At 38.9% G+C, this 24,111-nt stretch carries 29 protein-coding genes; 12 read left to right on the top strand and 17 right to left on the bottom strand.

Annotated elements, in window-relative coordinates; genetic code table 11:
* The first annotated feature begins 10 nt into the window (after nucleotides 1-10).
* Nucleotides 11-553, top strand: a complete 543-nt coding sequence (locus tag ACRPLY_RS10825) for a recombinase family protein (RefSeq protein WP_098113662.1) — start codon at nucleotides 11-13, stop codon at nucleotides 551-553.
* A 62-nt stretch (nucleotides 554-615) separates the two neighbouring features.
* On the opposite strand, the gene ACRPLY_RS10820 is transcribed toward ACRPLY_RS10825, so the two are convergent.
* The 3 genes from ACRPLY_RS10820 to ACRPLY_RS10810 form a co-directional block, all read right to left on the bottom strand.
* Entirely contained in the window at nucleotides 616-1,227 is a 612-nt protein-coding gene (locus tag ACRPLY_RS10820; protein ID WP_165636385.1) for a DUF421 domain-containing protein, read from the bottom strand.
* A gap of 175 nt (nucleotides 1,228-1,402) precedes the next feature.
* Nucleotides 1,403-1,786, bottom strand: coding sequence for a DUF302 domain-containing protein (locus ACRPLY_RS10815; RefSeq protein WP_155017416.1), 384 nt, complete (start codon nucleotides 1,784-1,786; stop codon nucleotides 1,403-1,405).
* 124 nt (nucleotides 1,787-1,910) lie between these two features.
* Nucleotides 1,911-2,624, bottom strand: coding sequence for a DUF4396 domain-containing protein (locus tag ACRPLY_RS10810; RefSeq protein ID WP_325077053.1), 714 nt, complete (start codon nucleotides 2,622-2,624; stop codon nucleotides 1,911-1,913).
* A 183-nt stretch (nucleotides 2,625-2,807) separates the two neighbouring features.
* On the opposite strand from ACRPLY_RS10810, the gene ACRPLY_RS10805 reads away from it, so the two are divergent.
* Nucleotides 2,808-3,137, top strand: a complete 330-nt coding sequence (locus ACRPLY_RS10805; RefSeq protein ID WP_165636383.1) for a four-helix bundle copper-binding protein — start codon at nucleotides 2,808-2,810, stop codon at nucleotides 3,135-3,137.
* Between the two features lie 83 nt (nucleotides 3,138-3,220).
* Here ACRPLY_RS10805 and ACRPLY_RS10800 read toward each other — a convergent pair whose 3' ends face one another.
* On the bottom strand, nucleotides 3,221-4,063 hold the full coding sequence (locus ACRPLY_RS10800) for a LysR family transcriptional regulator (RefSeq protein ID WP_301862241.1): 843 nt from the start codon (nucleotides 4,061-4,063) through the stop codon (nucleotides 3,221-3,223).
* 117 nt (nucleotides 4,064-4,180) lie between these two features.
* Here ACRPLY_RS10800 and ACRPLY_RS10795 point away from each other — a divergent pair, with 117 nt between their 5' ends.
* Nucleotides 4,181-4,924, top strand: a complete 744-nt coding sequence (locus ACRPLY_RS10795) for an SDR family NAD(P)-dependent oxidoreductase (RefSeq protein ID WP_432231850.1) — start codon at nucleotides 4,181-4,183, stop codon at nucleotides 4,922-4,924.
* A gap of 74 nt (nucleotides 4,925-4,998) precedes the next feature.
* Here the strand turns inward: ACRPLY_RS10795 and ACRPLY_RS10790 are convergent, their stop codons facing one another.
* Nucleotides 4,999-5,730 carry a nucleotidyltransferase domain-containing protein gene (locus tag ACRPLY_RS10790; RefSeq protein ID WP_432231849.1) on the bottom strand — a complete coding sequence of 244 codons (732 nt, stop codon included), beginning with the start codon at nucleotides 5,728-5,730 and terminating at the stop codon, nucleotides 4,999-5,001.
* A gap of 222 nt (nucleotides 5,731-5,952) precedes the next feature.
* On the opposite strand from ACRPLY_RS10790, the gene ACRPLY_RS10785 reads away from it, so the two are divergent.
* Both ACRPLY_RS10785 and ACRPLY_RS10780 read left to right on the top strand, forming a co-directional pair.
* The gene (locus ACRPLY_RS10785; protein ID WP_028414677.1) at nucleotides 5,953-6,213 is read left to right on the top strand and encodes an HPr family phosphocarrier protein; all 261 of its coding nucleotides are present in this window, start codon (nucleotides 5,953-5,955) and stop codon (nucleotides 6,211-6,213) included.
* Between the two features lie 197 nt (nucleotides 6,214-6,410).
* The gene (locus tag ACRPLY_RS10780; RefSeq protein ID WP_432231848.1) at nucleotides 6,411-7,472 is read left to right on the top strand and encodes an NAD(P)-dependent alcohol dehydrogenase; all 1,062 of its coding nucleotides are present in this window, start codon (nucleotides 6,411-6,413) and stop codon (nucleotides 7,470-7,472) included.
* Between the two features lie 78 nt (nucleotides 7,473-7,550).
* On the opposite strand, the gene ACRPLY_RS10775 is transcribed toward ACRPLY_RS10780, so the two are convergent.
* The 3 genes from ACRPLY_RS10775 to ACRPLY_RS10765 all read right to left on the bottom strand — a co-directional run bounded on the left by ACRPLY_RS10775 (nucleotide 7,551) and on the right by ACRPLY_RS10765 (nucleotide 8,796).
* Nucleotides 7,551-7,940: a MerR family transcriptional regulator gene (locus ACRPLY_RS10775; RefSeq protein WP_028414679.1), complete on the bottom strand. Its 390-nt coding sequence runs from the start codon at nucleotides 7,938-7,940 to the stop codon at nucleotides 7,551-7,553.
* A 248-nt stretch (nucleotides 7,941-8,188) separates the two neighbouring features.
* Entirely contained in the window at nucleotides 8,189-8,365 is a 177-nt protein-coding gene (locus ACRPLY_RS10770) for an aspartyl-phosphate phosphatase Spo0E family protein (RefSeq protein ID WP_223260221.1), read from the bottom strand.
* A gap of 242 nt (nucleotides 8,366-8,607) precedes the next feature.
* A complete protein-coding gene (locus ACRPLY_RS10765; RefSeq protein ID WP_028414680.1) occupies nucleotides 8,608-8,796 on the bottom strand; it encodes a hypothetical protein in 189 nt (62 codons plus the stop codon).
* A 275-nt stretch (nucleotides 8,797-9,071) separates the two neighbouring features.
* Between ACRPLY_RS10765 and ACRPLY_RS10760 the strand changes: the two genes are divergently transcribed.
* Nucleotides 9,072-9,599: a cupin domain-containing protein gene (locus tag ACRPLY_RS10760; protein WP_049165744.1), complete on the top strand. Its 528-nt coding sequence runs from the start codon at nucleotides 9,072-9,074 to the stop codon at nucleotides 9,597-9,599.
* Between the two features lie 152 nt (nucleotides 9,600-9,751).
* On the top strand, nucleotides 9,752-10,063 hold the full coding sequence (locus ACRPLY_RS10755; RefSeq protein WP_028414682.1) for a hypothetical protein: 312 nt from the start codon (nucleotides 9,752-9,754) through the stop codon (nucleotides 10,061-10,063).
* Between the two features lie 179 nt (nucleotides 10,064-10,242).
* Here the strand turns inward: ACRPLY_RS10755 and ACRPLY_RS10750 are convergent, their stop codons facing one another.
* The 4 genes from ACRPLY_RS10750 to ACRPLY_RS10735 form a co-directional block, all read right to left on the bottom strand.
* The gene (locus ACRPLY_RS10750) at nucleotides 10,243-10,947 is read right to left on the bottom strand and encodes a hypothetical protein (RefSeq protein ID WP_325077056.1); all 705 of its coding nucleotides are present in this window, start codon (nucleotides 10,945-10,947) and stop codon (nucleotides 10,243-10,245) included.
* A 15-nt stretch (nucleotides 10,948-10,962) separates the two neighbouring features.
* Nucleotides 10,963-12,120, bottom strand: coding sequence for a ParM/StbA family protein (locus tag ACRPLY_RS10745; RefSeq protein WP_034268326.1), 1,158 nt, complete (start codon nucleotides 12,118-12,120; stop codon nucleotides 10,963-10,965).
* Between the two features lie 347 nt (nucleotides 12,121-12,467).
* Nucleotides 12,468-12,602 carry a hypothetical protein gene (locus tag ACRPLY_RS10740; protein ID WP_255256570.1) on the bottom strand — a complete coding sequence of 45 codons (135 nt, stop codon included), beginning with the start codon at nucleotides 12,600-12,602 and terminating at the stop codon, nucleotides 12,468-12,470.
* Nucleotides 12,603-12,746: 144 nt separating this feature from the next.
* Nucleotides 12,747-13,619: an STAS domain-containing protein gene (locus ACRPLY_RS10735; protein WP_325077058.1), complete on the bottom strand. Its 873-nt coding sequence runs from the start codon at nucleotides 13,617-13,619 to the stop codon at nucleotides 12,747-12,749.
* A gap of 231 nt (nucleotides 13,620-13,850) precedes the next feature.
* On the opposite strand from ACRPLY_RS10735, the gene ACRPLY_RS10730 reads away from it, so the two are divergent.
* Nucleotides 13,851-14,063, top strand: a complete 213-nt coding sequence (locus tag ACRPLY_RS10730; protein ID WP_049165754.1) for a cold-shock protein — start codon at nucleotides 13,851-13,853, stop codon at nucleotides 14,061-14,063.
* A 230-nt stretch (nucleotides 14,064-14,293) separates the two neighbouring features.
* Complete coding sequence (locus ACRPLY_RS10725; RefSeq protein ID WP_154992123.1) at nucleotides 14,294-15,016, top strand: hypothetical protein; 723 nt, start codon at nucleotides 14,294-14,296, stop codon at nucleotides 15,014-15,016.
* 113 nt (nucleotides 15,017-15,129) lie between these two features.
* Here the strand turns inward: ACRPLY_RS10725 and ACRPLY_RS10720 are convergent, their stop codons facing one another.
* The 4 genes from ACRPLY_RS10720 to ACRPLY_RS10705 form a co-directional block, all read right to left on the bottom strand.
* Entirely contained in the window at nucleotides 15,130-15,627 is a 498-nt protein-coding gene (locus ACRPLY_RS10720) for an ankyrin repeat domain-containing protein (RefSeq protein ID WP_154990075.1), read from the bottom strand.
* 136 nt (nucleotides 15,628-15,763) lie between these two features.
* Nucleotides 15,764-17,275, bottom strand: coding sequence for a methyl-accepting chemotaxis protein (locus ACRPLY_RS10715; protein ID WP_325077061.1), 1,512 nt, complete (start codon nucleotides 17,273-17,275; stop codon nucleotides 15,764-15,766).
* A 17-nt stretch (nucleotides 17,276-17,292) separates the two neighbouring features.
* Nucleotides 17,293-18,936 (bottom strand): sensor domain-containing diguanylate cyclase, encoded by a 1,644-nt coding sequence (locus ACRPLY_RS10710; protein WP_325077063.1) that lies wholly within the window; start codon nucleotides 18,934-18,936, stop codon nucleotides 17,293-17,295.
* 338 nt (nucleotides 18,937-19,274) lie between these two features.
* On the bottom strand, nucleotides 19,275-20,609 hold the full coding sequence (locus ACRPLY_RS10705) for an SH3 domain-containing protein (RefSeq protein ID WP_182030366.1): 1,335 nt from the start codon (nucleotides 20,607-20,609) through the stop codon (nucleotides 19,275-19,277).
* 347 nt (nucleotides 20,610-20,956) lie between these two features.
* Here ACRPLY_RS10705 and ACRPLY_RS10700 point away from each other — a divergent pair, with 347 nt between their 5' ends.
* The 3 genes from ACRPLY_RS10700 (at nucleotide 20,957) to ACRPLY_RS10690 (ending at nucleotide 22,922) form a co-directional block, all read left to right on the top strand.
* Nucleotides 20,957-22,168 carry an AGE family epimerase/isomerase gene (locus ACRPLY_RS10700; protein WP_432231847.1) on the top strand — a complete coding sequence of 404 codons (1,212 nt, stop codon included), beginning with the start codon at nucleotides 20,957-20,959 and terminating at the stop codon, nucleotides 22,166-22,168.
* Between the two features lie 126 nt (nucleotides 22,169-22,294).
* A complete protein-coding gene (locus ACRPLY_RS10695) occupies nucleotides 22,295-22,600 on the top strand; it encodes a hypothetical protein (protein WP_230624686.1) in 306 nt (101 codons plus the stop codon).
* A 19-nt stretch (nucleotides 22,601-22,619) separates the two neighbouring features.
* On the top strand, nucleotides 22,620-22,922 hold the full coding sequence (locus ACRPLY_RS10690; RefSeq protein ID WP_016764991.1) for a hypothetical protein: 303 nt from the start codon (nucleotides 22,620-22,622) through the stop codon (nucleotides 22,920-22,922).
* A 177-nt stretch (nucleotides 22,923-23,099) separates the two neighbouring features.
* Here ACRPLY_RS10690 and ACRPLY_RS10685 read toward each other — a convergent pair whose 3' ends face one another.
* Complete coding sequence (locus tag ACRPLY_RS10685; protein ID WP_432231846.1) at nucleotides 23,100-24,041, bottom strand: magnesium transporter CorA family protein; 942 nt, start codon at nucleotides 24,039-24,041, stop codon at nucleotides 23,100-23,102.
* Nucleotides 24,042-24,111 lie beyond the last annotated feature (70 nt).

Below are 24,111 nucleotides of genomic sequence, written 5' to 3'. Positions count from 1 at the left end.
AGATGGTGTAGTGATTATTGGTTATACCCGTCCATATAGCGAAGATGAAAACTTGGACAAACAGTTACAGGCGTTGCAGCCTTTTAATTGCGATAAAATTTATCATGAAAAAACAAATTCCATAAAAAAAAGAGTAGAATTCGATGAGATGGTAGCTTCACTTCAGCCAGGCGATACAGTCGTTGTGTATAAATTTTACTGCATTGCAGACTCTACTCGGCACCTTATTGAATTAATTGAATATCTTTCAGATAATCATGTTCACTTTGTATCGATTTTGGATGACGTTGATACATCCACCGAACAAGGAAAAACCTTTTTCAGTACCATTAAACGTATTGGTGAATTTCAACATGACGTGATCAGTGAACGCACAAAAGCCGGTCTTCAAGAAGCAAAATCAAAAGGAAAAAGCGGCGGCCGGCCAAAAAAACCTGACTATAACGTCCACCGAGCACTTGACATGTACTGGAGTAAAAACTATACGATTGCTCAAATTACAGAAGCTACAGGTATAAGCAAGACGACTTTGTACCGTTACTTAGATAACTAAAGCACATGTAAAAAAGACGTCCTTTTATTCGGTAAAAAGGCCGTCTTTTTTTAGTGACTATATCACTGAAGGTATTTAGGATTCGGTTTAGAATGGTGATTAATTTCTTCAAATATATTTGAAGAAGGTTTAGACGACACTTTGTTATGTAAATCTTGCGCAGGCACGCTGGTTTGAGAAAAAGATGACATATATAATTCCATCAACTGTTTAAAGTCCCCTACAGTCAAAGGTTTTGCATCTTCTCGAAGTTCGTATCCTAACTGTCCATTTGGTTCGATTGTGGCGATTTTAACATCTTTTATGTTTGATATACCTGCATTTCGTAATCTCATTTCTAATTGATCGGCGGTTAAACGTAATTTTTTAAGCTGCTTAGTATCTAATTGACCGTTATTTATAACGATTTTAGATTTACCTGTCAGAAATTTTTCAAATCCATTAAACTTTAATTGTAAGTACTCTAAAACTAAAATAGCAAGAACAAAAATTGCTGCCCCGCCAATGGCTTTTAGCATACTTTTCTCAACAATAGGTTGTACAATGATGGTACCTAAGGAAATCATAACGACCGTTTGAGCGAGCGTCATTTGAGCAATCGATTTCCTCCCCGCTATTCTTAGTAATAATATTCCCGATAAAATCAAGATTACAGATTGCCAAATAAAATTCATAATATCATCCTTTTTATTACAGTCTGCTTTTAGATTAGGCATCTGAAAGCAAATTATTCATGTATCAAAAATTTCGTTTCCACTCCTCATACCCTAATAAAGTTAGAAAACAAAAAGATACCTTACGTAAAGGTATCTTTTTGTTTTGTTATTTTCTTTCTCGGAATCACAGGACTTATACAGATTGATCAATGCAGCGTATTAATCTTGTTTCGATGTCTTCTGCTAGTGTTTGGAGCTCTCCATTATGAAGCATATTAATCATAGCCGTAGGCCTAGGCATGCCAATCTTTGTTTCACTTTCATCTTGATATACAACCATTTTACAAGGGAGAAAATATCCTACTAAAAGATTTTGCGAAAGAACACGCTGAGCTTCTTTCGGATTACACACTTCTAATACTGTAAACGGTGTATGAAAGTCCTGCCCTTTTTCCTGTAGCTTTGCAGTTAAATCGAAATTCCACAAAACACCGAACCCTTCGCTTTTTAAGTTTTCTTCTAGAGAACTAATCGCTTCTTCTAGGCTTTTCGAGGTTTTTACCGTGTAATCAAACATCCAATCTCCTCCTGTTAAGTTAGAATGAATTCCTTTCTTCTACGAAACTTGAAGTTCATGTTATTCTGCCCCATCCTTAAAGTTTAAATCTATAGAATATCAGCAGCAGCAGCTCCAAATAAAATTACATCGCATGCTTTACCCCTTTTTTAACAAGTACCCAGTTCGCTGGATAGCTTGTACAAAAGCCAATGATCATGGCGATTTGCATCATAAACCAAAAGACCGCGCTGTCTGGTTTGGGTGCCTGTGCAAAAAAGACATAATGTGATAAAGCCATCCAGCCGAACATTCCTATTTCAAACGCAATAAGCGACCACGTATCTGCTTTTACCGCATTTTTCAGCTCATCTTTTGAGCCGTTATCTTTCATACTCATGCCGTAGTATTGAAAAGCAATTCCCGCTATATAAGCAAGAATAAATTCCACTACGTAATCTGCAAAAAGTACGCTTCCGGCAATCGTCCATCCCGTTAAAAATACGATTGGTGCGCCAATTAAATCTCCGACCGAGCACCCGCTGCTGCAGTGGGTCGTAGATACAAAAACACTTTGCCAAAAAGGCTTCTTACTATGATGGTGTTCATGATGATCTTCATGGCTATGATGCATATGTTCAGAGGAATCATGAGCGTGATCGTGTTTCTTTCGATCTTTACGGCCTAATTTAAAGTAAAACCATATCCCGACGACAGGAAAATATAGGCCCGTAATAGGCCACACAATATTCATCACAAACATCATCTGCGGATGCCTGATCACGTCGATTGTAATAACTAAAAATTGAATAATTCCGATTGTAATAGCTATATAAGAAAGTATTTCTAGCCAGCTCATGTGCTACACTCCTTTAAGATTTATCTATCACCTACATACCCTCTACCCCTATATCTAAACGTAAAAAAGAGAAACTGCTCATTACTTAATAAGTTTTACAATGCTGTTATCTTTTATTAGGTTTAATAAACTAAACGATAGTCTAATGTAATAGGGAGAAGAAAAATAAGGAGGAATTTTACAATGTCTAACGAAAATTATCAAACTGTTATTCAAACGCTGCATGAATGTATGAGTGCCTGCAACCAATGTTTTGATGCTTGCTTAAAAGAAGAAAATGTGGGTATGATGGTGGACTGTATTCGCTTTGACAGAGAGTGTGCAGATATGTGCGGATATTTGGAACAAGCTTTAGAAAGAGGAACGCCTTTCGTTGCTGAACTGGCTGGAGTTTGCGCCGAAATTTGCGAAAAATGCGGAAATGAGTGTAAGAAACACGATCATGATCACTGTCAAAGATGTGCAGAGGCTTGCTTGAAATGCGCGGATGAATGTAGAAAATTAGCTGCATAATCTTTGGAACATAAGAAAGCTAGAACCCTTGAAGCGCATTTCAGGCATTAAGGGTTCTTTTTAGTGATACGGGAGGAGAGAATCTATAGGCTTTCTAAAAAACGAATAAACTTTTTAAGACTTTGCGAGCGCTGCTTCCCTTTCTTTACTATAAAATCAATTTGAACGTCTTCTGCAAGCTCTTCGTATTCAATTCTTTTCATATCACCACGAGAATTTACTACGCTAGCCGGGACTACACTCATCCCCAGTCCATCGCGGACACCTTGTAAAATCGCTTCTAATGAATCAAATTCCATCATGTTGGCTTTATGTGTATGATGTTCTTTTGAAAACGCTACTAGTCTGTTTCTATAGATGCAGTTTACATCACTATTGATGAGCAGCATTGGTGAGGTTTTTTCTTCTATGTCTTCAGACGTAGGTGAGATGAGTACCACCTTTTCTGCATAGTGATAAACTCTTTCAAACTGAGCCCCGTTATAGGTACCGCTAAGAAAAAGTCCATCAATTTCCCCGTACGAAAGCATTTCTTGCAAGACTTGTTTTCTATCTGTTTTGATTTTAACTTCAATATCCCGATGTTCTTTCAAAAAAGACGAAAATAAAGCTGGAACTTTACTAGCAGAAACCGTCTGCGACGCACCAATGATTAAAGATGTTCTAAACTTATTCGGATTAACTTCTGCTTTAGCTTCCTCCATTAACAGTAAAATACGCTGTGCATAGTTAAACAAAGCTTCCCCTTCATCCGTTAACGTGACTCCTCTATTTGTGCGTGTCAGTAATTTAGTATCTAACTCTTCCTCTAATTTTTTTATGCGCTGACTGATATGCGGTTGAACATATCCTAATACCTCGGCGGCTTTTGATAGTGATTTTGTTTCTGCCACACATTTAAAAATTCGTAAGTCTTGGCTTTCCAATTTCCATTCCTCCGCTGATATCATTTTAAATGATACCTCTCTTAGTATTACCTATTATATCCTTTTTTTTATCGAAGATATAATAAAAGATGTTGAGAGAAAGGAAGGTTAAGAGAAATGAACGATTTTAAAAACAAAGTATTTATTATCACAGGCGGAGGCACTGGTGTAGGCAAAGCAACGGCTTTAAAGCTAGCCGATAAAGGCGCAAAACTTGTGATAAACTACAGCAACTCAGAAAAGGAAGCTAAAAAAGCTGTGGAAGAAATTTTAGAAAAAGGAAGTATGGCTTTTGCTTTTAAAGCGAATGTAGCCAACGAGAATGAAGTGAATGAAATGATTCATCAAACGATTGCACAATTCGGACGGTTAGATGGATTAGTGAATAACGCTAGTATTACTGCTCAAATCCCGATGCATGACTTAGAGTCTGCAACGGATGACGTATGGGACTCTTTATATGATATAAACGTAAAAGGCATGTTTCACTGTGTAAAAGCAGCCGTTCCACATATGAAAAAACAAAAGTCAGGAGCGATTGTTAATGTAGGAAGTGTTGCCGGCACAACTGGAATTGGCTCGTCTATTCCTTATGCAGCAACAAAAGCAGCGATTCATACGATGACAAAATCGTTAGCGATTGCACTGGCACCCCATATTCGAGTCAACTGCATCTCTCCTGGTGCAGTCGACACAAGGTGGTGGTCTGGCAACGAAGATAAAATGTATCAGCTTACAGGAAATCTGCCTCTTCAGCGCATTTCTTCTCCTGAAGATATCGCAGATGCTATTCTTTTTCAGTTAAAACAAGAGTCCGTGACGGGCCAAGTGTTTACGATTGATAACGGACAAACTCTTTAAGCATATGAAAATATTCCAAAAAATAAACCCCACTACTAGAAAGAAATAGTAGTGGGGTTATAATAAGCACTATGCTACTGATTGGCTCTCTCTTTCCCCAGTGAAAATCCTTCAAACAGCCGGCCTCCATATGGTTCTAACACTTTATCAACCAGTTGAATCACTTTATCTTTATTCCCTGTTTTATAAAAGGTATCAAATGCCTCTACAAACTCTTTACTAAAGCGTTCATTATAGTGATTCAAAGACCGGACAATCCATTTAGAATCCCCGATCCAATGACCGTTTGTTCTTAACACAAATTCATGCGTTATATAAGCGAGCGTGTTGGCAATAAAAAGTGCTTCACCTGTATTTGAAGAACCGATTAAATCATCCAACGCATCGCTTATAAAATATCTTTTTAATCTAATCGTCTCTTCCGACCATTTTTCCGGGCCTTTTTCAAGTAAGTGTTTCGCTTCTTTTTTTATAGACTGGATTACTCCTTTATCCACTAAAATAATTCCCTCGGAAATCATTCTTGGCAGTGAAGGTCTAGCCCTCTTACAGTCGCTTTTAAAAAAGACTTGGTATGAAGTCCGATTATGAGCAAAAACTTCAATGGCCCATCTAAATTCAATGAGTGACTCTCTAAAAGAAGAAGGAAAATCATCATCAAAAATAACAAGATCAAGGTCAGACGTGTGTGTAGCCTCTCCTCTTACTACGCTTCCGGCGAGTAATGCGCCTTGACAATTAGGATAATGCTTAGAAATAAATTGTGCAGCTGCTTGCAGCGGTTCTAACCTTTTTAGCTCTTTCATCGTATTCCTCCAGAAAATGATATATATTGTTTTTCTGGTTAGAACGTGGAAATTCCTTTAACAATAAGTTCTTATTTAACCTTTCTGAACATGTCTACTGTATTTACTTTTAGTTACCGTCATTTAAATGACTCTTTTATCCAAATTCCCCCTTGCCTTAAAGTTAACTTTAACGTTTAAGCTAGTTTTATAGTTTTTAAAATACAAAAAAGGGGAAACACTATGCTAATTAAAAGAATAACGGTGCAACTTTCCGGTGGACTTCTAGCTAGACATACAGCTTTGTTTGTACGCGAAGCGTGTTCGTTTCAAAGTGATATTTTTCTTGCGAAAGATGGAAAATGTGTAAGTGGAAAAAGCATCATGAAGGTAATGGCTTTGGCTGTTAAGAAAGGAGATGAAATAACACTGCTGACAAATGGAGTTGATGAACAAGCTGCCGCTCGCACCCTTGAAGAATTTCTTTTAACTAAACATAGATAGAAAGCTGCCATGCTATTCCTTCCTTTCCTTTTTTCATAAAGTCATAGAACGAAATTTTTTTCAAAAAACTCTTGCTTTAAAGTCGACTTTAACGTTTAAGCTAGTATTGTAGTTTTTAAATACATCAAGCGTAGTCAGTGAATGCACGTTTAGTAGCAACTGGTTATGTTTAATACGAAAGGATTGTGTTTTTACTTATGTGTAATAATCATCAACATACAACAACATCACGTGTTTTAAGTGCACCGCACGCAAAGGCAAAATTTGAAAATACGACAATTGAACGCAGAGAACTGCGAGCAGACGACGTTTTAATTGATATTAAGTTTAGCGGTATCTGTCACTCTGATATTCATAGTGCATTTGATGAGTGGGGCGGCGGGATGTTCCCGATGGTTCCTGGTCACGAAATCGCAGGAGTAGTTGAAGCAGTTGGCGAAAACGTAACAAAATACAAGGTTGGCGATCGCGTAGGCGTTGGATGTTTCGTTGACTCTTGCGGAGAGTGCGAGTACTGTGTGAACGGTGACGAGCAATACTGTACAAAAGGCGTTGTTCAAACGTACAATTCATTGGATTACGATGGAAACCTTACATACGGCGGCTACAGCCAAAAAATCGTCGTAAAAGAAGGATTCGTTGTTCGTATTCCTGATAACTTAAGTATGGATGCAGCAAGTCCGCTTCTATGCGCAGGGATTACAACATTTTCTCCATTAAAGCACTGGAATGCTGGCCCTGGCAAAAAAGTGGCGATCGTGGGAATGGGCGGCCTTGGACATGTAGCGATTCAATTTGCACATGCAATGGGTGCTGAAGTGACGGTATTGAGCCGTTCTAACAATAAAAAAGAAGAAGCACTAAGCTTTGGTGCAGATCATTATTTTGCAACAAGTGATGAAACGACGTTTACTGAATTAGCTGGTCGTTTTGATCTTATCTTAAACACGGTATCTGCTAACTTAAACGTGGATCAATATTTATCTTTACTTCGCGTAGATGGAACGCTTGTTAACGTGGGCGCACCTGCTAACCCAGATCAATACAGCGTATTCTCCCTTATCATGGGACGTCGCAGCATTGCGGGTTCACTTGTAGGCGGCATTCGTGAAACACAAGAAATGCTTGATTTTGCGGCTGAACACGGCGTTGCTCCTATGATCGAAGTTATCGATGCAAATCAAGTAGACGAAGCGTATGAGCGCGTTCTTCGCAGCGACGTTCGCTATCGATTTGTTATTGACATTTCTACACTGTAAGTTTAGAAAAAAGCGGGCAGCTAATTGGATTAGCTGCCCGCTTTTTATTTCTTTATAAAATAAAAAACAAACGGTAAATTAGGCTTTAGATGAAAGCTCTTCCCGGTACTTTTGCTCTAATTTATCATAGTAGTCAATTTTCGTTTCCACTTTTCTAAAAGCTGCGTCCAGCTCTCTTTGTTTTTCCATCATTTTCTCTCTATGCTTTTCAAATATCTGCTTGCGCAAACCGATTGTATCATCACCTTCTTGTGTTAATTCAACAATTTTACGTAACTCTAAAAGAGAGATGTCTGTTTTTCGTAAGCAAATAATAAATTCCAGCCACTCGATATCCGACTCGCTAAAAATACGATTTCCGTTTTCGTCTCTTTTTATAAAAGGCAAAAGCCCTTGCTGCTCGTAGTATCGAAGCGTATGCGTAGGCAGCCCTACCTTTGCAGCGGCCTCTTTAATATGATATTCCATTCCACTATACCCTCCATCGCCATTCTTAGTACGGCGTTTGCTTTATGTATCTAAGCTTCCCTTTTCAAGGGTGCTTTCAACTCATCTTCTAGGTTTCTACTATACGATATATATAATCAAATCCGCTATTTTCTTTGCTATGAGATAACTGTATAAATAGTATCATAAACATTAAAGCAAACGTGAAGGCAACTTATAAAGAGCTGCCGTGAAATCAGCAGCTCTTTTCATTTATATATAAAATACGATTAATCTGCGGCCATCACTTTACTTAGTTCATTTAATAAATAATCCAGGGTTTGACTGATTCGAACTGTATTACGACTTGTAAGACCTTCTGTAAGTCCCAACATAACCATGTGCTCTCTTGCTGTTTCGATTTCTGTCATTAAGACTTGCATGACAACTCCTTTATACCACTTCACAGCTCATCACCCCTTTTTACTATACATATATCTCATATGCGGCAATCTTAAACCTATCATACAGGTTTTTGGGGGTGAATAGCGAGTTTTAGACCTTCAACAGCTGTATTTTTTATGAAGTAAATATACTAATATACTTATTGAAATAGAAAGTATCACTCCCCTTACTACTAGAAGTGAAGAAAAGGCCCCCTAAATGGAGGTCTTTTCTTATTTCTTATAAAGCAGTCTAATACAAAGCCTTAGCCTTTAAAATATTCTCGGTAATACGAACCTTTCTCACACTCTATCTCATAGCGCAGCCTCGTTTGCTTCCTGTAAAGCTCTTCGGACAGCTCATTAAATTCACCTTCTGTGATAGATCCATGAATTAAATTGTTGAATAAATTATTAAGATGTTCAGTTAATTCTTGAAGTTTTTTTTCTTTCAATGAACGTCACCCTTTAAAATAATTTTCATCTTCTAAAATTATATCAAATAAAACGTTTTCATACGATATATTTTTTACTGAATTATCGTATTAAAGTGATGAAAGTATTTTTTAACCACCGAAAAACAATCAAAGAGCTCAGAGAAATCATTAATTACATGATTTGGGCAAAAAATAAGTGGATAAAGACCGCGGACAAAAAGGCAAATGGTATCAACCGTTTTGACAAAAGCATAGGATGAAAAGAAAAATGAAACGAGAAAAGGAGAATGAGTATGCACTATGCACCTTATTATCATCAGTGGCAGACCCCAGTGTACTATGGCTGGCAGCCATATAGTTATTATGTGCCGAATCACTATCACACCAGCGAACAGTTTCAACAAAGAAACGGTAAATTAAAGGACTACGGACCAAGGCCATTTGTTATTAACATTAATGAAGCGTCAAAGCAAAACAATACGTACCGCACTGCTTTATGGACGGGAACACATTTACAAGTGACGCTAATGAGTCTCAAGCCCGGTGAAGATATCGGCTTAGAAATCCACCCTAACGTTGATCAATTCCTGCGCATTGAACAAGGGCAAGGCGTTGTTCAAATGGGCAAAAGTAAAAACAACCTAACCTTTAAACGAAAAGTCTACGATGATGATGCGATATTTATCCCTGCCGGAACGTGGCATGATCTCACTAATACGGGTACCACTCCGCTAAAGCTTTACTCCATCTACGCTCCTCCAAACCATCCGTTTGGCACAGTTCATGTGACAAAAGCAAATGCCTTAGCTGAAGAACATTAACTAACATAAGCTCGCTAGAAAATCGGTGTACTACCTTTTCTAGCGAGCTTTTTTTAACTTGCTATACATAAAGGATTTTATAGCCAAAGAAAGAATTATAGAATAAACGAACCTTTTTAAACAGCTTAAAATAACTGAAAGGCAAACGGGCGATGAAATTATTTTATAAAATTCCTAAATCAAACGTAAATCCTTCCCTTAAACTAGCAAGAAAAGTTCTATATATATCGGTAGAAGCAGTCATTATGACCATGCTTGTGATTAAATCTTTTACTGTGGCCTATGAAAACGACATAAATTTAATTCTCAGGCAGCTAAATGAACTAAAAGCTTCGATTGGCGGATTTGGCATAAACGAAGCTCTATTTTGGTTTATGATAAAATGCAGTATTTGTACCATCGTTACATTTGATATTTGCTTATATTTTCAAAAAAAGCTAAAAAGAAACCAAAAAGATTTATGATGTATACGCTAAAGCTTTTACATCGGACCGCTGTTAATTTCCGTACAAGTTGGATTCACAATCAAGAATCAAACTCGTTCGGATCTTCCTTTAGCAAAAATACTTTTGCCCCAGCTCCATTTTTAATAGAAAAATAATAAAAGCAGAGGCATATCACGCCTCTACTTTCTACTTTCTGTTTAAAAATCTACATCGATATCTTCTTGAATGGTTCCGGTCACTTTTTCACTTTTAATTAACTGACCTTCTTTAAACGTTTCTTCCTCATCCGTAACGGGTTTCAGCTGCTTATAAGAAGGAGCTGATGCAGAGCCAAGCTCTTTTTTAAGCAAGTGAATTTCTCCTAACAGCTCGGTTCTCAATGAATGAACTAACGATTGAAAATCTTCTTCGCGGCTGTCTTTCTGCCCGTTTTGTTCCACAAGCTTCGCTACATAATCCTGAAGTTCATTTGAGTGCTTGGACTCATACTCCTCACGATTTGCAGCAAAACGTGAATTCATTTCTTGTTTTAGCAAGTCAATTTCGCCCAGCAGCTCTTTTCGAAGTGAATGAACGAGCGACTCGACTTCATCTTTTTTATTCATTTTTTGCAAGTCTTGCTGTATGAGTCTCACTATATAGTTCTGCAGCTCGTTTGCCTGCTGTTTTTCTTTTAGAAATGAAGACACTTCTGACGGAATGTCAGCAGTTTCAATTGTAAAACTTGCATGTTCATCTCTATTACTTACGGTCTTTCCCCTTGCTCCCATCATATCTGCTGATAGATTCCCAGCTGTTAGAAACGCATTTGATAATAAGTAAAATGGTGCAGCCACCTGGGAGCTTAGCTGACCGTACCAATCGTCTAGCGCTTCCTTAAGGCGAGTGTGTTGATGACTCATGTATGCTCCCCCTTTTTAAGCGTGAACCGCTGCGTTTGTTTCATGTCTGCTTAAAATTTCAAGACCGTATAAATTTAACTTTCGTGTCTCCGGCAAGAAAAGATGGTTTTCTTCTCTGATTTCTTCCCCGTACATGTTATCAATCTGCTCTGCAATAAACTGTTGAAGGATAGGAGCCAGTCCTCCAATATAAATATATTTATAGACTTTATCTTTTGGCGATGGAAATAGATTTTCAACTTTTGTTAATAAAATTTGCGTGTATTCTCTAAGCGAAGCGTGAATAGGCTCCGTGAGATCTACTTTTTTCCCGCTATTGCCGTCTCTTTGCTCCATTTTTGCTTTATGGATATTGGCAATAATAAATTCTTCTAATGAACGAACATCATCAAAATACTCAAGCAGCTTTTCATTTCTTAGCTTTTCAATATGCTTCAAATATGAAATATCCGTAAGACACTTCAACGAATTTCTGCTTTTAGGAGCTTGAAGCCCTGCAGGAAGCAGTGCCAGGTCAACCGTACCTCCGCCCAAATCTACAATTAGTGTTTCAAAATGTTTGAATGCATTTGCTTCTTCTCTATCTTGTAATTCAAAATCTTTTTTGATCGCCCAGCGAGCCACTTCGCTTTCAATACGGCATTTGCTCGTTTCAATGTTCACAGTGACCGTTTTTTCTAACCCAGGAGTCAATACCGTTACCGTATGCTCTCCTTGAAAACGTTCGGCCATCTTCTGCTGCATTTCACTGAATTTATTTGTTTTCTTAAGCAGCCAAATCGGAAGCATAGTCGAGAAAAAATTAATCGTCACATGATTATCCTCTTTGTCTTTTCCTTTAAGTATGTTGTAATAAGCAACTGAAGCTAAAAACATCACATAAGGAATATCAGATTCAGTTTTATTATGTAACTTATTAATATGGATATTGCCTAGCACGTGTTTCTCTGCGGCGTCTCCTACTAAATAATACTTTTCTACTCCTTCAATTGTGGTAGAAATCAGTAAATTTTGAAGAAGTAATTCCGGTTCATTTACACTTGAAGGAAAATGCCCCTCTGCCTGATCTTTTGTGATTTCTACTACGTTTGTAGGAATTTCATAGTAATAACCATCCACTAGCGTTTGAAAAATTGAGTTACCAAAATCAACGTTTTGACGTTTGATATCCATCCTTGTTTCTCCCCTTTATCTTTTCGTGACAACACTAATAAGTATATATTTTCCTCATTTGTTTGTCTAAGTATTTAAATAATTTATGTTATTCGAAATTGACAATTAATTAATTTTAGACGGCTAATGTAATTGAAAAGCGCTTGAAATGCTTCTTTTTACCAGTACCCCTTTTTACAAAGAATGTAACATGTGACGCTGTGACTTCCCCTTAAATTTTTCGTAATATAAGCCGTTCTTTTATTTTTTAGAGACACGAGAAAATAAAGAGGTGGAAACATAATTAAATCAACCCAATCGAAAGACGAACAAATGAGATAAATGAGATAAATGAGTTGGACTGCTTTTTACACCGCTGGTGATTTCCGTGCAGGACTTCGCTTTCCGCGGGCGGCCGGTGAGCCTCCTCGTCGCTTATGCTCCTGCGGGGTCTCACCTGTTCCGCTTTTCCCGCAGGAGTCTTCGTCTTGCCCTCCAATCACCAGCTAGAAGCAGTTACATACATGAAACCTACGTTCACCATAACAACAACCATAACAACAAAAAAAACCGAACCATCAATCAAATTAATGGTTCGGGTTTGACTTCAACTAACATACTTTGTCTAAGCTTCTTACTTTTTTTATTTATTGAAAAGTCCATTTGTTTGGTTTTCTTTGCGGATTTTCTGGCAGTTTACTGAAGCCTATTTCTTCAAGACCTTTTTCTAACGTCGCTCTTGTTTTGATTGTTCCAAAATCGACGCCTAAATCAACAACGGTTTGCGCGATTTCCGGACGTATTCCGGTAATCATCGTTTTAGTACCGATAAGCTGTAAAGCTTTTACAATTTGAAAAATATTGTCCGCTACCATCGTATCGACAATCAAAACACCTGAAATATCAAATATTAAATAACTCAGCTGCAGCTGAGCACTTTTTTCTAAAGCCGTTTCCATAATAAGCTGCGAACGATGCGTATCAATTTGTCCAACGATTGGCATCACAGCGATTCCTTCAGAAAGAGGAACGATGGGAACTGATAATTCTTCTAGCGCTGCATAAGCGCGTTTTATGGTTTCGGTATTATGTTCTTCGTAAATTTCGACAAATATATGATTAAGCTGATCAAGCATCGGATCAATTTTTTTACTTACATCAAGCATCGTAATAGGAGCAAACTGCTTCTGCTGCAGCTCTTCTGTAAAAACACCCCATATCACTGTTCGAAACAGCGCGAGTGATTTTAACGTTTGACTCAACGAAAGTCCGTTTTCCACAGCCACTTTTCCTATATCTGTACCCCACTGAATGATTTTCTTTAAAACGACCGAGTGCTCTTCGAATAACGACTCGCCTAAATACTCAATGAGTTCTGCTCTCCATTTTAAAACTTCACTTTCTTCATGGTAAACAAGCTTCCGCTTATATTCAGAGTCCATCAGATCAGAAAATTGTATCGCTAATTCCTGTTTATTATCGATAATTTTCTTCCCTATATATAACAACTCATCCCTCATTTTTTTCTTTATCTCCTTTAGTTAGCAGAATTAACGATTACATTTTATAACAATAGTTATATCACAGACAATATAAAAATATAACTGAAATGAAAAAATTGTTAAGCCCTCCCTATTTGCTTTTCCCGACTCTTCTAATCGGTATAACGATCATAAAAATGATTGAGATTTCAGCGTTTGGGTAAAAACCTATTAAGAAATTATTTCTATACTTATAAGGGGGATTTATCAATGAGCAAACATAAAGGAACCGTTAAATCGTTCAATGAACCAAAAGGATCTGGATTTATCACACCCGAGGACGGATCAAAAGAAGTGTTCGTTCACTCTAATGCAATCGACCGTGAGGAATATAAAAACCTGTCAGAAGGACAAAAAGTAGAGTTTGAAATCCAAGAAGGAGCTAAAGGACCCAGCGCTATAAAAGTACACCCTGTTGACTAATAGAGTGACATTTACATACAGGTTATGAGTAGACTCTCGAATCGAATACTCTTCGAATAAAAACACCTCTTCGACTTTCGTTTGAACGAGGTGTCTTTTATGATGCAAATACTTCTACATTCAAAATTAGTTACTAGTGGCTATTAAAAAACACAGTTCTAAAGTTGTCGGACAAGTATCCAAACATTTCCTCTATGAGTGAATACAGTATAGAGTACTGCAAAGAAAGGGTGATTATTATAAAAAAGTATTATTTCCATTACAATGATAAAGATGATAAATATTATGTAGAAAAATCTTATCCTCACAAGAAGAAAGCTTCCCTTAACAATAAGAAAGAGCAACATCAAGAAGATGCTCCTGAGGAAGCACGCGGCTGGGCTTATGGTCTCGAAGAAGATAGCTCTGAAGAATCACAAGTTTGGACTTATGGACGCGCAGAAGATTTCTATGAGGAATCACATGATTGTGCTTCTAAATGTAAAGAAGATAAAGACAAAAAAGGAAGCACGCGGGAGTCAGCATTTAGAGCGCTCAATTTAACGATGCCTCAAAATGTTCCTGCAAATACGTTTGTAAAAGCCGTTTTCCCCACTGAACAATTTGATTTAGCAAATGAATATAACCCGATTACTTCTACCTTCCGCCCCAAAAAAGATGGCGTATATTCCATCATTGCTACAATTGGATTCTCTCCTAACGACCAGATGCTAGATTATAGAACTCGCATTGAAATACGTGTAAATGGGACAACCGCTATCGCTATCGATAACGATTTCTTTGGCGGGAACACACCGTTTGTTAATGCGGTATCCGTGTCTACTATTTATAATTTAGAAGCTGGAGACCGCGTTGAAGTTTTTGTTCAAAGCAGCATAGCCGGTACAATCGTCACATCCGAAGATGGCTCACATTTTGAAGCAGCAAGATTTCCTTCTCCAACAAATAACTAAACAAATGGAACATTAGCTTTTAGAGAAAAGTATAAATCCCCTTTTGCAGATAGCTTCATATCTCAAAAAAGGGGATTTATACTAAATTCAGTGATCTAAAGGCAGAAAGTTTTTTAAGCGTTGGTATTTACATAATTTTTTAATAGATTTATTACATTTTCTTGTCCATTCTCTATCGCTACATCAAGCGGCGTTTGATCATCATCTTTTTTCACCTGAATCTGAGCTCCGTTTTCAACTAAAAGTTTGACGATGTCTTCTGCGCCGAGCAGGGCAGCTTCGTGAAGGCTTGTCCATCCGCCGCTTTGCTTGGCGTTGCTGTCTGCACCGCCCTGTAATAAAATCTCTACCACTTTTGTCTGTTTATTGGCAACAGCTGCGTGAAGCGGCATATTTTCATTGCTATTTTTCGCCCGAGCTTTCATGTTCGCTCCTAATGATAGCAATAGTTTTGCAGTTTCTTCTTTCCCAAAATACGAGGCTAAGTGAAGCGGTGTCCATCCGTCTGAATTAAATTCATTAATAAGTGCAGGGTTTTCACCAATCAAAACTTTTATTTCTTCATGATTTCCACTCATTGCGGCCTGTGTAAGTTCTTCCATTCTATCCATATGCCATTCCCCCATATGAAAAACGAATTACTTATCCTTCCATTTTATCACATATAACTGGAAAATAAGAGAATCGTATTTCTAATGAAGAGGCTAAAAATTATGTACGTCTACGTCATCTTCTGCTCTACCTCACTCACGCTTGCTTCGCTAACTTTTCCGTTACGCTGCCAAGCTCTTCAACTAACCGACTTAAAAATTCCGCCGTCTGGTCGATAGTCTGCAGCGATTGCAGCTGACGCACGGAAGCAGAAGAAATGCTGCTGCTGCTTGCGGCTGATTGGTTCGCAAAAGAGGTCATCTCGCTGACGGCATGGAGCACCTGCGTAGATCCCGCTGCTATTTGCTGTGCGGAAGCAGCCGTTTGCTGAATTTGTTCATGAACGTACGTAGATGCGTCGGCGATTCGATTAAAAACATTTTCCGCTTCGTTGGCTAGTAAAATACCGTTTTTTACATCAGCAGTTCCTGATTGAATGAATGCTACGGCTTGAGACGTTTCTTGCTGAATATGCTGAATGAGTCTTGCTACTTGTTCGGCTGACTGATTGGATTGTTCTGCAAGTTTGCGAACTTCCGCTGCTACGACCGCAAACCCTTTACCATGTTCGCCTGCGCGCGCTGCTTCAATTGCAGCATTTAGCGCCAGTAGATTTGTTTGTGCAGCAATGCCTGAAATCACACTCATAATATCGTTGATTTCTGCAGAACGTTCTTTTAACTGATGAATAACGCTAGCTGCATGCTGAACAGAAGAATCGATTGTATGAATTTGTTGAATGGCTTCTTGAATTTTTTCTTTTCCCTGCACGGCTTCATTTGCTGTTTGATCAGAAGCTTCGCTGACTGCCGCTGAAGCCTCGGCTATTTTGGTTACGCCTTGCGTCATCTCTTCTAGAAACTCACTGCTTTTTTGAGCCATTATTACCTGCTGGTCCGCTCCTGCCGCTAGCTCTTGCATTGAAGCCGTCGTATGATGACTCGCTGCTTGCGACTCTTCTAAGCTTTCCTTTAAGTCAGCAACCGTTTGTCTTACCTGACCATTCGTTTCATGCAGTTTTTTCATCATGTCATAAATGACGTGCTGCTTTTGTTTATTTTGCTGCTGAAGCTGTTTTGTATAATTTTTCTTTGAAGTAATTTGCCAAGCGGTCGCCCCTGATGTAAAAAGCAAATACGCCGCGTGAAGGCACAGCATCGAAAAGGAATAAGAAGACGTTCCGAAAATAATCGGCGTGAAAAATGGAACAAAAAATCCCACTAGATGCTCGATGACAAAAATACCCGTCATTAACAATAAAAGCTTTACATTTTCATAGTAGGAAAGAATGGCTATCACCATAAAAATTGAAAAATGATACTCGACCATTCCTCCTCCGCCTACAATCGTGCTGATGCTTGAAAACGTCAGCGTTAGCGTCACAAACGCAGGTACTAGCTCATGCTTTTTAACATACAGCACAAGCAGCACACCAAGAAAAACAATAGGAAGCATCAAAAAGATCAGTGACACTTCGCCTGGCGTTGAATTATGTTCCATCGACATGCCGGACATCTCCATCGGCCAAATACGATGAATGATATGTATGAGCAGAGAAAGTATCACTGCTCCGCTTGATAAAACAACCATTAATTTATGTTTATTCATATTTCTCCCTTTCTATATTAAACAATACTTTCTTTATCTATAGAATCGGCTACAGAGTGGTTTTTTTTATAGAAATTCACGTTATTTTTCCCCTGTCGTTTTCCTTCGTACAGCGCTTGATCCGCCTGTTTTAACAGCTCTTGAAACGATCCTACGTTTTCTGGATAATAAGCGGCTCCAATGGTCGATGTAGCCGTAAAGATGCAGGATTCAATACTCCATTCTTTTTGAAGCTCTCGGTGAATTCGTTCCATGATCTGCTGAATTTCCTCGCGCCTTTCAATGTGCCGAAGCAAGATAACAAATTCATCCCCTCCAAGGCGATACACTTCGTCACATGTGCGAATGCAAGACGTTAACCGATGCGCGTACTGAATTAAAAATGCATCGCCAATATCATGACCAAATTGATCGTTCACTTCTTTAAAATTATCACAGTCTAAAAACAGCAGGCCAAATCTTTCCTTTTGCTCGATCGCAGCCTGCACTTGTTTTTGCAGCATCATTCGATTCGGCACCCCCGTCAAACTGTCATGAAATGCCTTAAACTTCAGCTGATTTTCTAGGTTTTTTTGCGCAGTAATATCAGTTTGAATCAGCACGTAGCTTGAGATTCGGTGATGAATATCGGTCAGCGGAACAATGGTCTTATGGCTCCACACGATGACGCCTTCTTTTGTTATGCTTTTGACTTGCCCTCTCCAAACCTTTCCTTGGCCAATACTTTCAAGAACCCGAAAATCATAGCTTACATCAAATAACTCGTATGATTGTCCAATTAGCTCTTCTTTTTCATAGCCAAATATCGTACAGAACATATCGTTGACATACCTAATCGTTCCATATGGATCCAGGACGCTTACGATTGCGGACTCATCAAGGGCATACTTCATGTTTGCTAAATCTTTCACCGTGTTTTCCAGCTTTATTTCAGCTGTCTTTTCCTTTGTAACGTCCTGAGCAATCAAGTAAATACCCATCCATTCATTTTCCACGATGATGGGCACGTTTGTAACATATAAATAAATCATTCCTTTTTCTTTGTGCCATGCTTGGATTTCTTTGCTGTAGCTTTGGTCGTATATGATGTGATGCAAAGGCAAAGCACGGACATCAATCTTCAGCTCTTTTAGAAGCTGCATGTAAGAACTATTGATGATCTCTTGCGTATCGTAGCCGAACATTTGCTCACAGGCAGGATTTGCTTGAACAATTTTACCGCTTAAATCCATCATACATATGGCGTTTTCATGGTTCATAAAAAGCGACTTATACCGCTCCATACTTTGGGCTAAATCTTTTTTTAACTTTTGGATATTTTTACTCATCACCAATAAGTGCGTACTATTGTCGGCATCATCAAAAATGGGGGTAAGCGTTGTTTCAAACGCTTCAGCTTCATCTGAGAAGGTATTTATGTCATGGTAGGTAACTGGCTTTTTTGTTTCCATCGCTTTTATATAGTAAGGGTAAAGAGAGTGATACGCCCGCTCAGGGAGTACGCTTTCTAGCCGCATGCCCGCTTCTCCTTGGTACCGTACAAGCTTAGCAGCCGCTTTATTCATTTTTTTATAATAAAGATGTTGGTTCTTTACTTCCGCCAAAAAAACCAGCTCATTCATTTGATCAAAATAAAATTCAAACATATGATCTTTCAACATGATAGGATGCATCTCCTTCGTTTTTTCACAGATGAACGCCCCCTGTACTTTACACTTCTGTATGAAATATACACTAGATCTTTTCACACACAAACTCAACTTTAAATGTACAAACAGTAGTTCTTTTGTATCATTACCTACCCTCCTTCACAAGAAGGGTAAACATGATGAACAAAAATAAAAGAGATTGAGGCATAACAAACCACTAGAAGCACCTACATACATGAAAGCTATCTTTACCACAACAATAAAAAGATCCGAACGCGTTTGATTCTAAATCAAACGCGTTCGGATCTTCCGTCAACTAAGCTACTTTTATTCCAGCCTCTTTTTTAAACCTACTTAATTCCGTAATATTCTTCAAGCGTAATGCCTTTACTCTTAATCGCCTGCGCCACTGGTTTGCCTACATAGCGCAAATGCCACGGCTCATATTTATAGCCGGTTACCGCGTCTTTCCCTTTTGGATAGCGAATAATAAATCCATATTCGGCTGCATGGGCATCGAGCCAAGCTGCTTCTTTTGTTCCGCCAAAGCAGTCTTGAGCAGCACATGTGCCGTCTCCTTTTGTTACATCAATTCCAAGACCCGTTTCATGTTCACTCGTGCCTGGCAGTGCGCTATAAGTTGCCGCTTTATCATAACCGTCTCGTTGAACATACGAACTAAAAAGCGCGCTTTGCGTTGCATGTGAACGGTAAGCTGATACGCCAAGAAGCGTAACGCCTTGTTTTTTCGCACCCGCAAACAACTGTGCAATAGCAGCGGCTGCTTCACTGCGCATTTTTTTCTTTTCCGTTTGTTCTTTGAATGTAAACGGAATCGTTGTATATACTAAATCTTTCGGAACGTAGTTTTCCGGAAGCTTGTTTTGTTTATTCACAACAACTTGTATACTTTCAGGGTTCGAAACCACTTTCATCCCAGCTAATGCTCGTACGTATTGACCGCTTACATAGCCAACCTTCCCTTGATACGTAATTTTCAGCCAGCCGTTTGCTGCTTTACCCGTGACGTCGAGCTGTGTGCCGGCTTTCAGTGTTGCGATAACCGCACCAGAAGTTGAAGCAGTTGTTCGAACATTTAAATTCGCCGTTGCCACATAGACAGAAGCCTCCGGAGCTGGAGCTGGAGCCGGTTCAGAAGAACCCGTTGATTCTTTTACGTACTGCGTGCTCACGTAACCCGTTTTGCCTTGATAGCTTACTTTTAGCCAGCCGTTCGCTGCTTGTGCTGTCGACGTTAGCTGCGTGCCTTGTTTGACCGTTACAACAATCGCGCTTGACGTCGATGGAGCGCTTCGAATATTTAAATTTGCCGTTGTTACATAAGTTTTGGTCGTTGAACTCGCTGACTTTTTAACATACTCACTGCTTACGTAGCCCGTTTTGCCTTGATAGCTTACTTTAAGCCAGCCGCTTGCTGCTTGTCCAACTACCGTTAGCTGTGTGCCTTGTTTAACTGTCGCAATAATCGCGTTGGACGTCGATGGACCGCTTCGAATATTTAAATTCGCCGTGGTTGTATAGGTTTCCGCTGCTGCGCTTGCGACAGTTGGCTCACCCGTAAAATGTAAGGAATGAAGACCTAGAGTTCCAGCTCCTACAAGTGTAAAAGCAAGACCTGTTACCGCTAATTTTTTGTAAAATCTTTGTTTGTTCACTTCTGTCATTTTTTATACCTCATTTGCAAAATATAATAGAAATACATGTTGCCAGTTTAATAGATTAAGTGAAAACAGGATCCGATGTTTAAGCTCAATCTTAAACTAGCCACACTAAATAAAATCATTTGACGTCTAGAGGCTCTGTACATTTGTTCGTTCCAGCTAGCACGTACTTTTAGAATACCGGATAATCGTGTCAAAAGTATATCAAAATATTTCAAACTTGTTTCCAAACTGATACATTTTCAACAAAAATAGAATAATAGAGCAAAAACAGCAAAAAAACCCTTACGTTTACTACCAATGGCTTAGGGTAAAAAACAATTAAAAACAAAGATTGAGATGGTGATAAAATGAACACGGCAACGGATTTTTCCTCAACTGCGTTTCGAAAACCTCACACATTAAAACAGCATATTTTTGATACGCTTCATTTCTACTACCCCGCTTGTATTGACCAAAAAAACGGCGGGTATATCCATGAATACTACGACGACGGCACCGTCAACAACATGCATTCAAAGCACTTGGTAAGTACGGCGCGCTTTATTTATATCTTCAGTGTAGGGGCTCTTTTAGACGGACCGGATTGGTGCAAAGAAGCAGCTCAGCATGGCATTCGTTTTCTACAAAACAACCATTATGATAGAGAGCACGGCGGGTATTTTTTTGAAATAGCCGATGACGGAGAAGTCAAAGATGATTCTAAACAAGCATATGGCCACGCTTTTGCTCTTTTAGCTTCTTCCATCGCGTACCAAGCCGGCATTTTAGAAGCAAAAGAAACAATTGAACAGGTCTATGACGTGATGGAAAAGTACTTTTGGGAAGATGCGCACGGCTTTTACCGAGACGAATGGGACGCATCGTGGTCAGCTTCTTCTTTATATCGCAGCCAAAATGCAAATATGCATATGTGTGAAGCGATGCTTTCTGCCTTTGAAGCAACAAGAGATAAAAAATACGTAGACCGGGCATACGCGCTTGCAAAAGGCGTTACTCAGCAGCTTGCTGAACGATCTGGCGGCATGATTTGGGAGCATTATGATACAGACTGGCAGCCGGATTGGGACTACAATAAAAACGATACAAAAGATGAATTTCGTCCGTACGGCTTTATACCAGGACATCAGTTTGAATGGAGCAAGCTGCTTTTATGGCTTGATCGGCACCGTTCGGAAAACTGGATGACAGAACGTGCAAAGTATTTGTTTGATAAGGGCTGGAACCGAGGCTGGGATGCTAAGTACGGAGGTCTTTACTTTTCGCTGTCTCCTCAAGAAGAGGTCATTGACCCGGATAAAAACTACTGGGTGATGGCCGAAGCCATTTCTGCGGCTTCACTGCTCGGGGTAAAAACCGGAGACAGCGGATATTGGAAAGCATACGACGCCCTGTTCTCCTACTGTCAGAAACACTTTATCGATCACACATATGGAGGCTGGTATCAGCTGTTAAATCAACAAAACGAACGCTACAGCTCGAAAAAAAGCCCGGCTCCTAAAGCCGATTATCACCCTGTGGCAGCTTGCTATCAAACGCTGATAGCACTAAATTCTCTCTAAGATAACAATCATAAAGAAACCGTTTTCTTCCAAATGCGTTTATTTTGTTTATTTAAGGGAATTTACTTACTAACAATCATTGTTTCTATATTTCATAAAAAGCACGACTATATATAAGGAGTGAAGATGATGTATTTTTACGCGTTAGCACAAGGAACAGATTCTGGAGACCCAGTAACACTGCATCATGAGAAGCAGTTTTCGAAAAAAGAATTTCTAGCGATGTTTAACGAAGCATTAGATGAGTTGGATACGCATCCATCTCCAAGCGCTGTCGGTGAATACCTTTGCCGTGCATACGGATTTCAAGAAATTGAAATCGAGACGGGTGTTGTCTGCTACTGCGCTCCTTTTAGAAAGCTAGACGACTCGGATATTATAGAAGACCGTACGTACATGGACGCCACAACAGGGACACTAAAATACAACTAAATAGAAAACGAAAGGTTGGATGCGTGTGAAGACCGTCCAGAACATTTATCGAACGAGTGAAGCTGTACCAGAATCGGGCGCTTACATTTGTGCGGAAGGTGAAATTAAACTTTTTCAAAAAGATGATCTTTTTACACCTTGCCCGCACACACGTGAATCAACGACGTGGAAGCCCGTAGATGATGCCTTTTCAACCGGAGAATTGGTTCCGCAAACCGGTCGCTATACCGACGAAAACGGCAATCAAGTAAAGCTAAAAGAAAACGATTTATTCCCAAGATGCCTTCGTTCAGGTGAGCCTACGACGTGGAGGCGAGGATAACAAACAACAAAGAGGCTGAGACAAAAATAGTTTAGCCAAAGTGAAAAACGAACCATTCATCAACATGTTTGATGAGTGGTTCGTTTTTTGTGATGGTGAATATAGTTTAATCTATTTTGTTCCTTCTAGCAGTTGATTGGATTCATTTCGTTATGTCTCAACCTCTTTTATTAAAGCTTATTTAAAAAATGAGTTCTTTTTTCTTCCTTTTAAGAGATCGCCCGTCCATCCTTTCATTCGTAAATAGAGATAAATGGCAATGGTCGAAAGAACGATTAAAATGAGTGCATAGATATAGCCAAACTTCCAATCAAGCTCCGGCATCCCTTTAAAGTTCATTCCCCAAAGGGCTCCAAAAGCCGTTAAAGGCGTACTGATGGCTGTCAGCAGCGTTAAAGCTTTCATAATCTCATTTCCTCGATGAGTCGACACAACTTCTTCTAATTTAATTAACGCGTCAAATTCTTTTTGATATTGTTCAATTAGCGTTAAGCCGATTTCGATTTTTTTGCACATCCGCTGATATTGAATCGTTTGGTTAATTTTTTTATGAAACGCTTCTTCGATTCCCATGGTAACTTCTCGAACAGAACTGATTAGATTTGTCCATATAAGCAGGTCATAGCGCGCTTTATGAATGTCATCTAACACGTCGATGTTATTATTATGGCGCACTTCCCACAGAAGCTCTCTGAAATGACTTTCAAACTGATCAAACCCATTTAAGTGTTTTTTCATAATTTCGCCTAAAAGAATAAAAAAACTTTCCGCTGTATTAGCAGCCTGCTTCATGCGTTCAATCATTCGTTCATGATTGGTGTCCTCAAGGATTTTCAAATCGATTCCTGCCGTTATAATAAATTCCTCAGTAATATAAAAATGAAACGAATCGTAATTTTTTTGATCAAACGACTTCTTATGATAAATCAGTGAACCATAAATGAGCTCACTTTCTCCTATTACATCTACTTGAATATGATTAGAATTTTTCTTTTGAAGCTGATGGCAAAACCATTCATCTCTTGGATACTGATAGTCTTTGATTATATCAGCTATTCCATCGGCTTCTTCTAAATCAAACTGATACCATTTCCACTGATCGCTCGTCACGGTATTCATACTTTCCCTCTTTCCCCTTTTATTAAAATTTTTCCCTATATACAATCACTTAAAACCTCACACGCAAAAT

The sequence above is a fragment of the Priestia sp. TGN 0903 genome (genome assembly GCF_050846855.1).
Lineage (GTDB): Bacteria > Bacillota > Bacilli > Bacillales > Bacillaceae_H > Priestia > Priestia zanthoxyli.
This window is presented reverse-complemented; position numbering and strand designations above follow the sequence as displayed.